Source organism: Streptomyces fumanus (assembly GCF_014655295.1).
GTDB lineage: Bacteria > Actinomycetota > Actinomycetes > Streptomycetales > Streptomycetaceae > Streptomyces > Streptomyces fumanus.
This window is the reverse complement of sequence record NZ_BNBI01000006.1, coordinates 414,396-427,017: the sequence shown is the minus strand read 5'-3', so window position 1 is coordinate 427,017 and position 12,622 is coordinate 414,396. Positions and strand designations below refer to the sequence as shown.

The 12,622-nt window shown below is 74.4% G+C and carries 10 protein-coding genes; 4 read left to right on the top strand and 6 right to left on the bottom strand.

Going from position 1 to position 12,622, the window contains the following annotated elements:
- Positions 1-4 precede the first annotated feature (4 nt).
- Genes IE316_RS16165 through hutU form a run of 3 tightly spaced genes read right to left on the bottom strand, consistent with a single transcriptional unit; the run spans position 5 to position 4,229 of the window.
- A complete protein-coding gene (locus IE316_RS16165; RefSeq protein ID WP_373311211.1) occupies positions 5-1,348 on the bottom strand; it encodes a formimidoylglutamate deiminase in 1,344 nt (447 codons plus the stop codon).
- Complete coding sequence (locus tag IE316_RS16160) at positions 1,345-2,568, bottom strand: allantoate amidohydrolase (RefSeq protein WP_190205018.1); 1,224 nt, start codon at positions 2,566-2,568, stop codon at positions 1,345-1,347. The genes IE316_RS16165 and IE316_RS16160 overlap by 4 nt, the downstream gene beginning before the upstream one ends.
- Positions 2,565-4,229, bottom strand: coding sequence for a urocanate hydratase (gene hutU / locus IE316_RS16155; RefSeq protein WP_190205099.1), 1,665 nt, complete (start codon positions 4,227-4,229; stop codon positions 2,565-2,567). The genes IE316_RS16160 and hutU overlap by 4 nt, the downstream gene beginning before the upstream one ends.
- A gap of 141 nt (positions 4,230-4,370) precedes the next feature.
- Between hutU and IE316_RS16150 the strand changes: the two genes are divergently transcribed.
- A complete protein-coding gene (locus IE316_RS16150) occupies positions 4,371-5,777 on the top strand; it encodes a type III PLP-dependent enzyme domain-containing protein (protein ID WP_190205098.1) in 1,407 nt (468 codons plus the stop codon).
- A 143-nt stretch (positions 5,778-5,920) separates the two neighbouring features.
- Here IE316_RS16150 and IE316_RS16145 read toward each other — a convergent pair whose 3' ends face one another.
- Complete coding sequence (locus IE316_RS16145) at positions 5,921-6,505, bottom strand: hypothetical protein (protein ID WP_190205017.1); 585 nt, start codon at positions 6,503-6,505, stop codon at positions 5,921-5,923.
- Positions 6,506-6,620: 115 nt separating this feature from the next.
- Positions 6,621-7,466 (bottom strand): MurR/RpiR family transcriptional regulator, encoded by an 846-nt coding sequence (locus IE316_RS16140; protein WP_190205016.1) that lies wholly within the window; start codon positions 7,464-7,466, stop codon positions 6,621-6,623.
- A gap of 154 nt (positions 7,467-7,620) precedes the next feature.
- Between IE316_RS16140 and IE316_RS16135 the strand changes: the two genes are divergently transcribed.
- On the top strand, positions 7,621-8,040 hold the full coding sequence (locus IE316_RS16135) for a hypothetical protein (protein ID WP_190205097.1): 420 nt from the start codon (positions 7,621-7,623) through the stop codon (positions 8,038-8,040).
- A 515-nt stretch (positions 8,041-8,555) separates the two neighbouring features.
- Here the strand turns inward: IE316_RS16135 and IE316_RS16130 are convergent.
- A complete protein-coding gene (locus IE316_RS16130; RefSeq protein ID WP_190205015.1) occupies positions 8,556-9,944 on the bottom strand; it encodes a cystathionine beta-synthase in 1,389 nt (462 codons plus the stop codon).
- Positions 9,945-10,117: 173 nt separating this feature from the next.
- Here IE316_RS16130 and IE316_RS16125 point away from each other — a divergent pair, with 173 nt between their 5' ends.
- Together IE316_RS16125 and IE316_RS16120 are read left to right on the top strand one after the other, a co-directional pair.
- Complete coding sequence (locus tag IE316_RS16125; RefSeq protein WP_190205014.1) at positions 10,118-11,140, top strand: SGNH/GDSL hydrolase family protein; 1,023 nt, start codon at positions 10,118-10,120, stop codon at positions 11,138-11,140.
- Between the two features lie 278 nt (positions 11,141-11,418).
- A complete protein-coding gene (locus IE316_RS16120) occupies positions 11,419-12,585 on the top strand; it encodes an acyltransferase family protein (protein ID WP_190205013.1) in 1,167 nt (388 codons plus the stop codon).
- Positions 12,586-12,622 lie beyond the last annotated feature (37 nt).

Genomic DNA, 12,622 nt, shown 5'->3' with positions numbered 1-12,622 from the left:
GTCGTCAGGCGCGAAGGGCTTCGACGGCCTTCGCGAGGGCTCCGGGCACATCGGGTACGAGCGTGTGGGCGCCGTCGCGGACCACGTGCCGCCCCGCGACGACCGTGTGCCGCACGTCCGCGGCGGTCGCCGCGAATACCGCCGTCTCGGCGCCCAGTCTGGGCAGCGGCCCGGCCGTCCTGACCGAGTCCAGGACGACCGTCGTGAGGTCGGCGCGGGCCCCGGTCTCCAGGGTGCCGGCGTCGTCCCAGCCGAGGGCGGCGTGGCCGTCGGCGGTGGCGGCGCGCAGCAGGGCGCCGGCCGTCCAGTGACCGCGGGTGCGGGTGCGCAGCCGCTCGTCCAGCTCCATCGCGCGGGCCTCTTCGAACAGGTCGATCACGGCGTGGCTGTCGCTGCCCAGGCTGAGCGGTGAGCCGGCCCGCTGGAGGGCGGCGGCGGGGCCGATGCCGTCGGCGAGGTCCCGTTCGGTCGTCGGGCACATGCAGGTGCCGGTTCCGCTGCCGCCGATCAGGGCGATGTCGGCGTCGGTGAGGTGGGTGTTGTGCACGCCGGTGGTGCGCGGTCCGAGGACGCCGTGGTCGGCGAGGAGCCGGGCCGGGGTGCGGCCGTGGGCCTGCCGGCAGGCGTCGTTCTCGGCGGTCTGCTCGGACAGGTGCACGTGCAGCGGCGCCCGCCGCTGCTCCGCCCACCGCGCCACGGTCGCCAACTGGCCGGCGGGCACGGCCCGTACCGAGTGCACGGCGGCCCCGATCCGCACGTGGTCCCGTTCCTTGAGAAGTGAACAGCGTTCGGCCCAGTGCTCCGCCGTCCCGTCGGAGAAGCGGAGCTGGTGGCCGTCGGGGCGCCGCCCGAAGCCGGCGGAGAGGTAGCAGGTGTCGAGGAGGGTGATGCGGATGCCGGCGTCGGCGGCGGCCTCGATCAGGGCCTCGCCCATGGCGTTGGGGTCGGCGTAGGGGGTGCCGCCGGGGGCGTGGTGGACGTAGTGGAACTCGCCGACGGCGGTGATGCCGGCGAGGGCCATCTCGGCGTACACCGCGCGGGCCAGCCGGTGGTAGGTCTCCGGGGTGAGCCGGTCGGCGACGGAGTACATCACCTCGCGCCAGGTCCAGAAGGTGCCGGAGCCGACCTGGACGGTGGCGCGCAGGGCGCGGTGGAAGGCGTGGCTGTGGGCGTTGGCCAGGCCGGGCAGGGTCAGGCCGCGCAGGATCTCGGCGCCGGGCGGCGGGGCGGGGGTCTCCCGGTGCACGGCGGTGATCCGGCCGCCGGCCACGTCGACGGTGACGCCCGGTTCGACATGGGTGCCGAGCCAGGCGTGCTCCAGCCAGTACGTCCGCGAGGTGGCAGTCACGTGCAGGCGAGTCCTTCCAGTACGTCGGCGAGGGCGAGCACCCCGGCCACGCAGTCGTCCTCGGTGGCGGACTCGGCCGGGGAGTGCGAGACGCCGGTGGGGTTGCGCACGAACAGCATGGCGGTCGGGACGCGTGCGGAGAGGATTCCGGCGTCGTGTCCGGCGCCGGTGCCCAGGACGGGCACCCGCAGCGGGGTGTCCCGGTCCTTGCCGAGGATGCGGGCGAGTTCGTCGCGCAGGGCGTGGTCGAACTCGACGACGGGGGTGAAGGACTCGCGGGCCACGTCGAGGGCGACGCCGTGCGCCTCGGCGCGGGCGCGGGCGGCCCGCTCGACGCCGGTGACCACGGCGTCCAGGCGCCGCTGGTCGACGGCCCGGGAGTCGAGCCAGCCCCGGACCAGGGACGGCACCGCGTTGACGCCGTTCGGTTCGACGGCGACCTTGCCGAAGGTGGCCACGGCACCGGCGCGTTCGGCCTCCCGGCGGGCGGCGAGGACGGTCTCGGCGTACGGCAGCATCGGGTCGTGCCGGTCGGCGAGGCGGGTGGTGCCGGCGTGGTTGGCCTCGCCGCGGAAGTCGAACCGCCAGCGGCCGTGCGGCCAGATGGCGGAGGCGATGCCGACCGGGTCGCCGGTCAGGTCCAGGGCGCGGCCCTGCTCGACGTGGAGCTCCACGAAGGCGCCGATGCGGTCCAGCCGCTCCGGGTCGGCTCCGATGGCCTCGGGGTCGTACCCGGCGGCCGCCATGGCGCGCGGCAGGGTGACGCCGTCGCCGTCGGTGAGGCGGTGGGCCTGCTCGGCGGTGAGCTGTCCGGCGGTCAGCCGGGAGCCGACGCAGGCGAGGCCGAAGCGGGCGCCCTCCTCGTCACCGAAGTTGACGATGCCGACCGGCCGGGTGAACCGCGCTCCCCGGTGGCGCAGTTCGTCCAGGGCGGCGAAGGCGGAGACCACGCCGAGCGGGCCGTCGAAGGCGCCACCGTCGGGTACGGAGTCCAGGTGGGAGCCGGTGACCACGGCGTTCCCGGCGGCCGGGTCGCCGAGCCAGGCCCACTGGTTGCCGTTGCGGTCCACCTCGTGGGCGAGGCCCCGGGAGCGGGCCTGCTGCTCGAACCAGGCCCGGCAGTCGGCGTCGGCGCCGGTCCAGGCGAACCGCCGGTAGCCGCCGGCGGCGGAGCGGCGGCCGATCGGCAGCAGCTCCGCCCACATGCTGTGGAAACTCACCGCTCGTCACCTTCGCGCATCGGCACCCGCACGTTCCGTTCGGCCGCCACCGACTCCGCGATGTCGTATCCGGCGTCCACGTGACGGATGACACCCATGCCGGGGTCGTTGGTGAGCACCCGGCGGATCTTCTCCCCGGCGAGCGGGGTGCCGTCGGCGACGGTGACCTGCCCGGCGTGGATCGAGCGGCCCATGCCGACGCCGCCGCCGTGGTGGACCGACACCCAGGAGGCGCCGGAGGCCACGTTGACCATGGCGTTGAGCAGCGGCCAGTCGGCGATGGCGTCGGAGCCGTCGCGCATCGCCTCGGTCTCGCGGTACGGGGAGGCGACCGAGCCGCAGTCGAGGTGGTCGCGGCCGATGACGACCGGCGCGGCCAGCTCCCCGGCGGCGACCATGTCGTTGAACCGCTCGCCGGCCCGGTCCCGTTCGCCGTAGCCGAGCCAGCAGATGCGGGCGGGCAGGCCCTGGAAGTGCACGCGTTCGCCGGCCATCCTGATCCAGCGGGCCAGGGACTCGTTCTCGGGGAAGAGGTCGAGGACGGCCTGGTCGGTCCTGGCGATGTCGGCGGGGTCGCCGGACAGGGCGGCCCAGCGGAAGGGGCCCTTGCCCTCGCAGAACAGGGGGCGGATGTAGGCGGGGACGAAGCCGGGGAAGGCGAACGCCCGGTCGTACCCGGCGAGCTGGGCCTCGCCCCGGATGGAGTTGCCGTAGTCGAAGACCTCGGCGCCGGCGTCCTGGAAGCCGACCATGGCCTCGACGTGCCGGGCCATGGACTCGCGGGCGCGGGCGGTGAAGCCGGCCGGGTCCTTGGCGGCGGCCTCGGCCATGTCCTCGAAGGCGAGGCCGGCGGGCAGATAGGCCAGGGGGTCGTGGGCCGAGGTCTGGTCGGTGACGATGTCGACGGGGGCGCCCAGGGCGAGCAGCTCGGGGACGACGTCGGCGGCGTTGCCGAGGACGCCGATGGAGAGCGGGCGGCGGGCGTCCCGGGCCTCGGTGGCCAGTCGCAGGGCGTGGTCGAGGGAGTCGGCGCGCACGTCCAGGTAGCGGTGCTCGATGCGGCGGTCGATGGCGCGGGGGTCGCAGTCGACGCAGATCGCGACGCCGTCGTTCATGGTGACGGCGAGGGGCTGAGCGCCGCCCATGCCACCGAGGCCGGCGGTGAGGGTGATGGTCCCGGCGAGGGTGCCGCCGAACTTCTTCGCGGCGACGGCGGCGAAGGTCTCGTAGGTGCCCTGGAGGATGCCCTGGGTGCCGATGTAGATCCAGGAGCCGGCGGTCATCTGCCCGTACATGGTCAGGCCGAGCGCCTCCAGGCGGCGGAACTCCTCCCAGTTCGCCCAGTCGCCGACGAGGTGGGAGTTGGCGATGAGCACGCGCGGGGCCCACTCGTGGGTCCGCATCACCCCGACCGGGCGGCCGGACTGGACCAGCATCGTCTCGTCCTGCTTCAGGGTGCGCAGGGTGCGGACCATGGCGTCGAAGGAGCGCCAGTCGCGGGCGGCCTTGCCCGTGCCGCCGTAGACGACGAGCTTGTCGGGGTGTTCGGCGACCTCCGGGTCGAGGTTGTTCTGGAGCATCCGCAGGGCGGCCTCCTGCTGCCAGCCGAGGGCGCTGCGTTCCGTGCCGCGCGGTGCTCGGACGGGACGGGGTCCGGACACGGACATGGGATGCCTCCTGTGGCTCGCTCCAGCGCGTTGTTGTTGCCGTTATTCACATCCTGGCCTTGTGAATAGAGCTAGTCAATACGGTCCGGGGCCGACCGGGGGCGCGGTGCGGGTGTTTGGCTGGGGGGCATGGGCATGGGTGCGGACATCGACGGAACGGAGGCGGGGATGAGCGGCGCGGACATGACCGGCGGCGACGCGGAGCGGGTGGCGCGGCGGGACCGGGCGGTGCGGGCCGCCGTGGAGCAGGGGCTGCTCGGCCCCGGCACGCCCTTGGCGGGACTGCTGGACGTGCGGGGCATCCGGGAGTCGGCGGCGGCGCTGCGGGCGGCGTTCGAGGAGGCGGTGGCGCCGGGGACGCCGGTGCTGCACGCGTTCGCGGTGAAGGCGACGCCGCTGGTGCCGGTGGTGCGGCTGCTGGCCGAGGAGGGGCTCGGCGCGGAGGTGGCGAGCCCCGGGGAACTGGCGCTGGCCCGGGCGGCGGGCGTGCCGCCGGAGCGGACGATCCTGGACTCCCCCGCCAAGACGGTGGCCGAACTGCGCGAGGCGCTGGCCCTGGGCATCGCCGTCAACGCGGACAATCCGCAGGAGCTGGCCCGCCTGGACGCGCTGCTGGCCGAGGCGCCCTCCGGCGCGCCGCTCGGCCTCCGGGTGAACCCGCAGATCGGCGGCGGCTCCATCGAGGCGATGTCGACGGCGACGGCGACCTCGAAGTTCGGGGTGGCGCTGCGGGACGAGGGGGCGCGGGAGTGGGTGGTGCGGGCCTTCCTGGACCGGCCCTGGCTGACCCGGCTGCACGCCCACACCGGGTCGCAGGGCATCCCGCTGCCGCTGCTGGCCCGGGGCGTGGCGGAGACGTACGCGCTGGCCGAGGAGATCAACGCGCGGGCCGGGCGGCGGCAGATCGACACCCTCGACATCGGCGGCGGCCTCCCGGTGAACTTCGCCTCGGACGTGACGACGCCGACGTACGGGGAGTACGTGCGGGTGCTGCGGGAGGCGGTGCCGGGGCTGTTCGGCGGGGCGTACGGCCTGGTGACCGAGTTCGGGCGGTCCCTGCTGGCCCGGCACGGGACGCTGGTGGCGCGCGTGGAGTACGCCAAGAGCGCGGGCGGGCGGCGGGTGGCGGTGACGCACGCGGGCGTCCAGGTCGCGACGCGGACGGTGTACGCGCCCGAGGCGTGGCCGCTGCGGGTGCTCGCGTACGACGCGAAGGGCCGGCCGAAGGAGGGGCCGGCGGTGGCGCAGGACGTGGCCGGGCCGGCGTGCTTCGCGGGCGACCTGCTGGCGGCGGGCCGGGAACTGCCGCCGCTGGAGCAGGGGGACGTGGTGGCGGTGCCGGACACGGGCGCGTACTACTTCGCGCAGCACTACGGCTACAACTCGCTGACGCGCCCTGGGGTGTTCGGGTTCGTGACGGAGGGGGACGGGGTGCGGTTCGTGACGGTGCGGGAGGCGCAGCCGGTGGAGGAGATCGTGCGGGAGGCGGGCGGGGCGTACGCGGACGCGCTGACGGCGGCCGGGGCGCGGGGAGACCGGTAATCGACCCCGCGCGGGCACGTCGTGGCCGGTCGCGCAGTTCCCCGCGCCCCTAGTGGGCCTGCCCGTCGTCGTGTCGGTGCGGGTGCGTCGTGGTTCGTTGCGCGGTTCCCCGTGCCCCTCGTGGGCGGGTCTCTGGCCCGGTGTTACACCAGGGCCGGGGTCCTGCGCCGCGTGCCGCCGGGGGCCGCGTCGCCCGCTGCTACGCCGGTCGTGCGGTAGCCCTTGACCTTCTTGCCGGTGGGGCGGCCGGCGGAGGGGGTGAGCCAGTCGACGCGTACCCACAGCAGGGCGTCCAGGGCGCGTTCGCGGCGGCCGATCCAGGCGGCCTTGACCCACAGGCCGACCCCGCAGCCCGCCAGCAGCAGGCCCCCGGCCGCGGGGACCGCGACGGCGCTGCCGACGGCGGCGAGGAAGGCGAGGAGCAGCCACCAGCGGTGCCCGCGGCGCCAGTTGCGGGCGGTGACCGCGCGGTCCTGGAGCACGTCGTGCCGGCCGGCCCGGGCCGCCGCGCGGGACAGCGCGTCGTACCGGCGGCGGCGCGCGCACGCCACGACGGCCCCCGCGATCAGGAACAGCGCCGCACCGGCCAGTACGCCGATCCGCCGCCCGGTCAGTCCCGGCACCAGTACGCCGATGCCCGCCGCGATCACGCCCAGCCACCACAGAGGGGCCGCACCCGCCCGTACGACGACGGCCACCCGAGCCAGCCCCAGTCCTCCGCGTGCCACGTCCAGCCTCCCGTCCAGTCCTGCGAAGCGTCCGAAGGGTGTGTCAGAGGCGGCAGATTAGCGGCAGAAGGTGAGACGAGGATGAGAACGGCCGAGGGCCGCCGCGCAGGCGCGTTCACTCCACGAAGAGGCCCCGCGCGGCGGCCCGCGTGTCGAACTCCTCCAGCCGAGCCTGGGCGTCCGGCAGGTCGTCGCACATCGCCTCCAGCAGCACCCGGCCGAGCAGCATCGGCGCGCACGCCGTGTCGAAGGCGAGCCCGGTGCCGACGGCGGCGGGCAGCAGCAGGTCGGACACCTTGGCGACCGGCGCGAAGGCGGAGTCGGCGACGGTGACCACGGTCAGCCCGGACTCCTTGGCGTGCACGAGGGCGTCGACGGCCTCCCGGGGGTGCCGGGGCAGCGCGAAGCAGAGCAGGGCGTTCGCGCCGGCCCGCGCGGCGGCGTCGATGCGGTCGTGGAGCATGCTGCCGCCCTCGTTCAGCAGCCGTACGTCCGGGTGGACCTTGGCGGCGAAGTAGGCGAACCCGTGGGCCTGGGCGGCGGCGGCCCGCAGTCCGAGGACGGGCAGCGGCCGGCTCCCGGCGAGCACCCGGCCCGCCGCCAGGACCGGCTCGGGGTCGGCGAGCGCCTCGGCGAGGTGGCGCAGGTTCTCGATCTCGGCCTCGACCGCCTGCTGGTACTCGTTGGGCGCCCCGGCGTCCACGGCCGGCCCGGCGGCGGGCGCGACCTCGCGCAGATGGCGGCGGAGCGCCGGGTAGCCGTCGAAGCCGAGGGCGACGGCGAAGCGGGTCACGGACGGCTGGCTGACCCCGGCCAGTTCGGCCAGTTCCACGCTGGACAGGAACGGCACGTCGGCGGCGCGCCGGACCATGCTGTGCGCGATCCGCCGCTGGGTGGGCGTCAGCCGGTGCCCCTCGAACAGCGCCTGCAGCTTCGCGGCCGGGCTCTCGGTCCCGTTCATGACGTGCTCCCCCTCGACCCGCTCCGCGACCTATTCACGGTCCCTGAATTCTGCATACCGTTATACAGCGCCGGGTTCTCCTCCGCCCGGATCCGGGGGCTGTCCCCAGTGCCGGAAACCGGCCCGGGTCCGTACCGTGGCTGACATGACGGGAATGGACGCACGGGACGCCGATCTGAGGAAAGAACTCGACGCCACCCTGCAGGCCCGCAAGGAACTGGGCGAGGAGTACGAGTCCGCGCTGGTCGACTCGTTCCTGGAGAAGGTCGATCAACGCCTCGACGGCGCGGTGGAGCGCCGGGTGCGCCGGCAGTTCGCGGAGCAGCAGATGACGGTGGCCCGGGACTCGCGGTCGCCGCAGCCCACGGACACCTGGGGCGAGCGGTTCGGCTTCGGGATCGTGACGCTGGTGCTCGCGGTGCCGCTGTCCGCGATCGGGGGCGGGGTCGCCGACCTGTCGGGGCTGCTGGTGGCCTGGGCGGGCATCGTCGGGGTCAACGTCGTGCAGGCGGCCCGCGCCTGGGGGCCCTCGGCCCGGCGCCGCGGCGGCCGGGACGACGACTGGAAGGACTGAGCCGGCGAGGCCCCCGCCTCCGGCGCGGAACGCAATAATGCGCGGGGACCGCCGCACCCCCGTTGCCGGGGGGCGGGACGACGGCGGTCCCCGCGAGGGACACGGGGCCGGGTCAGGGACCGGGCCGCGCGTCCGTGGCGTCCATGGAGGTCCGGGAGCCGCTCCGGAAGGTCCTTGGCGCCGTTCGGTGCCGGCCGGGGCGGGGAGCCGCTCCCGCCCTGCCGACAACCCCTAAGGTGCCGTACCCGTGTTAAGCGTGTGCTGCGTACACGTGACACGCTCGTACCAGTTCGCGAATCCTCGACAACCCGCGGTCCACCGCACGTTCGCCGAGGTCACCGGCGGTTCACCCGGCGTTCGCCGCGGCGTGTCCGGCCCGCCCCGGCTGCCAGCCCCGTCACGGCTCCCGGCCCCCCCCGTCGCGGCGTCGCGGCCCCCGCCCCCGTCGGCTCCCCGTCAGGGCTCCCGCCCCCCGTCGCGGGCCCCGCTCCCCGTCAACCCCCGTCCCGCCGCCGCTACTTCGCCGGGCCCGCGAGGAAGGCCAGCAGGTCCTGGCGGCTGACCACGCCGGTGGGCTTGCCCTCGACCAGGACGATCGCCGCGTCCGCCGCGCCGAGCACGCTCATCAGGTCCGCGACCGGCTCGCCGGAGCCGACCTGCGGCAGCGGCGCCGACATGTGCTTCTCCAGCGGGTCGTCCAGCGAGGCGCGCTGGGTGAACAGGGCGTCCAGCAGCTCGCGTTCGACGACCGAGCCGACGACCTCGGCGGCCATCACGTCGGGGTGGCCCGCCCCGGGCTTGACGATCGGCATCTGGGAGACGCCGTACTCGCGCAGCACCTCGATGGCCTGGCCGACCGTCTCGTCGGGGTGCATGTGGACCAGGGAGGGGATGGAGCCGTGCTCCTTGTGGTCCAGGACGTCGGCGACGCGGGCGCTGGGGCCGGTGTCCTCCAGGAAGCCGTAGTCGGCCATCCACTCGTCGTTGAAGATCTTGCTGAGGTAGCCGCGTCCGCTGTCCGGGAGCAGGACGACCACCACGTCGTCCTCGCCGAGCCGCTCGGCGACCCGCAGCGCGCCGACGACGGCCATCCCGCAGGAGCCGCCCACCAGCAGGCCCTCCTCCTTGGCCAGGCGCCGGGTCATCTGGAAGGAGTCCTTGTCGGAGACGGCGACGATCTCGTCGGCGACGGTCCGGTCGTAGGCGGTGGGCCAGAAGTCCTCGCCGACGCCCTCGACGAGGTACGGGCGTCCGGAGCCGCCGGAGTAGACCGAGCCCTCGGGGTCGGCGCCGATCACCTTGACCCGGCCGTCGCTGACCTCCTTGAGGTAGCGGCCGGTGCCGGAGATGGTGCCGCCGGTGCCGACGCCCGCGACGAAGTGGGTGATCTTCCCCTCCGTCTGCTCCCACAGCTCGGGGCCGGTCGAGTGGTAGTGGGAGAGCGGGTTGTGCGGGTTGGAGTACTGGTCGGGCTTCCAGGCGCCCGGCGTCTCACGGACCAGCCGGTCGGAGACGTTGTAGTACGAGTCGGGGTGCTCGGGGGCGACCGCGGTGGGGCAGACGACGACCTCGGCGCCGTACGCGCGCAGCACGTTGATCTTGTCGGTGGACACCTTGTCGGGGCAGACGAAGATGCACTTGTAGCCCTTCTGCTGGGCCACGATGGCGAGTCCCACCCCGGTGTTGCCGCTGGTCGGCTCGACGATGGTGCCGCCGGGCCGCAGCTCGCCGCTCTGTTCGGCGGCCTCGATCATCCTCAGGGCGATGCGGTCCTTCACCGAGCCGCCCGGGTTGAAGTACTCGACCTTGGCCAGGACGGTGGCCCTGATGCCCTTGGTCACGTTGTTGAGCCGCACCAGCGGGGTGTTGCCGACGAGGCTGATCATCGAGTCGTGGAATTGCACCGTTGTCTCCGGATGCCGCAAAAGATGTGGTCGTGATGGTTGTGCCGGCCAGCCTATGGCCTGCCGCGGCCGGTGTGGGCCCGTGACGGTCGTTCACTGTCCGTGGAGATTGGGCGACGGTCCGTACGGGGCAAGCAGTGGGTGTACGGCTCGCAAGGAGGTGGCGGCGACGCATGACGAGCATGTCGAGGGCGAGGGTGGCCCGGCGGATCGCGGCCGGCGCGGCTTACGGCGGCGGCGGCATCGGGCTGGCCGGGGCGGCGGCGGTCGGTCTGCTGCTGGCGGAGGTGCAGTTGGCCCGGCGCCGGGTGGGCGTCGGCACACCCGGCCGGGTGCCGAACGCGGAGGGACTGTACGGCGGCACCCTGCCCACGGCCGGTGAGCCGCCGCTGAAGCTGGTGATGCTGGGCGACTCCACGGCGGCCGGCCAGGGGGTGCACCGGGCCGGGCAGACGCCGGGCGCGCTGCTGGCGTCCGGGCTGGCGGCGGTCGCCGAGCGGCCGGTGCGCCTGCGGTCGGTCGCGCTGCCGGGGGCCCGGTCGGACGACCTGGACCGGCAGGTGGCGCTGGTGCTGGCGGACCCGGCGCGGGTGCCGGACATCTGCGTGATCATGATCGGCGCCAATGACGTCACCCACCGGATGCCGCCCGCCCGTTCGGTGAGCCATCTGGCGAGCGCGGTACGGGAGCTGCGCGCGGCCGGTGCGGAGGTGGTGGTCGGCACCTGTCCCGACCTGGGCACGATCGAGCCGGTGCGGCAGCCGCTGCGGTGGCTGGCCCGGCACGTCTCCCGGCAGTTGGCGGCGGCGCAGACGATCGGGGTGGTGGAGCAGGGCGGGCGCACGGTGTCGCTGGGCGACCTGCTGGGCCCCGAGTTCGCGCGGAATCCGCGGGAGCTGTTCGGCCCGGACAACTACCACCCGTCCGTAGAGGGGTACGCCACCGCGGCGATGGCCCTGCTGCCGACGGTGTGCGCGGCGCTCGGCCTGTGGCCGGCGGACGAGGAGCGTCCGGACGCCTCCCGCCGCGAGGGCTTCCTGCCGGTGGCCCGGGCGGCGGCCGAGGCCGCCTCGGAGGCCGGTACGGAGGTCGCGGCGGCGGCGCCGACGGGCCCGCGCGGCCCCTGGGCCCTCCTCAAGCGCCGCAGGCGCCGCCGGGTCCCGGAGGCGGTACTGAACACCGCGGTACCCGACTGAGGGCACCCGGCACGACACCCCACCACCGCGCGCCCCGCACGGCACGGCACCCCCACCACCGCGCGCACCGCAGGACACAGGCGCCCCACCACTCCCCACCCATCAGCCCCCCACGCCCCCGGGACCTCCCGCACCCCCAGCCCCCCTCACACCCCCAGGACCTTCCGTACACCCAGCGTTCACCGACCGAGCCGCCCCCCGTAACCCGTGGCTTCCCCGGCCTGGGGATGGTGGGCGGCTCTGTCCTGTGACCTCGCTGTCAGGAGCCTGTGCCCGCGATGAAGAAGCCGCCGCCGAGATCCGCCGACCACCCCCGGCCCGTCCGCCCCGACCGGGACCCCTGGTGGGACAACACCCGGTTCGTCTCGGCCGCGCTGATCGTGGTCCTGCACACCGTCGGCAGCATCATGAGCCGCCATGAGTCGCTGGCCGTCTTCCACGTGGCGACCTGGGCGTTCCGGGTGCCGGTCTTCGTCGTCCTGGCCGGCGTCTTCAGCAGCGGGGGCCCGCTGGGCCCGCGGCAGACCCGTACCCTGCTGCGCAGCATCGTGCTGCCCGCGCTCGTCTTCAGCCTGCTGTTCTCGCTGGAGCAGTACGCGCTCGGCGGCCCCTTCAAGGTGTACGTGGTCCAGTTGCCGTGGACGCTGTGGTTCCTGATGTCGCTGTTCTTCTGGCGGTTGCTGCTGCCGCTGGTCGTCCAGTTGCGGCACCCGCTGCTGGTCACCACGGCGGTCGCGCTCGCGGTCGGGTACGTCGACGAGTTCGGGCTGACCCTCTCGGCCAGCCGCACCCTGGTGTACCTGCCGCTGTTCTACTTCGGCTGGCAACTGGGCCAGGGCCTGCTGCGGGACTGGTTCGCGGCCCGGTGGAGCCTGCCGGTGGCGGTGGCGGGGCTGCTCGGCTCGGGCGTGGTGGGCCTGCTGTGGCACGCGGAGGTGAAGGGCACCTGGCTGTCGATGCGGCACGCGTACACCGCCGACACCCCGCTGGGCATGGAGGGCGCCTGGGTGGTGCGGCTGCTGGTGCTGGCCTCGGCGGCGGGGCTGGTGATGTGCCTGCTGCGGGTGATGCCGAAGCGGCGGCTGCCGCTGATCTCCGTGCTGGGGTCGGGCGGCTTCACCGTCTATCTGCTGCATCCGCTGGTGATCCTCCCGCTGCGGGAGAAGGGCCTGATCGAGCGGACCGACACCCGACTGGAGCTGCTCGGACTGCTGCTGTTCGGGGTGACGCTGGCGGCGGTGCTGGCCTCGCCGCCGGTGCGGCGGCTGGTCCAGCCGCTGACCCGGCCGCCGGTGGACCGGGTGCTGTTCGCCCCGCTGCCCGCCCCCGCCGGGGTCCCCGCCGGCCCGTCGGCGCAACCACCCTCCGACGCGCTAAGCAAGCGCTTGGAAAAGAGGCCCGCATCACACGACAATGGCAGTGACCGGGAGCTTACCTACGGGTAATTTCCCCCGTACGCCCTACCGTCGTCGTCTGGAGCCG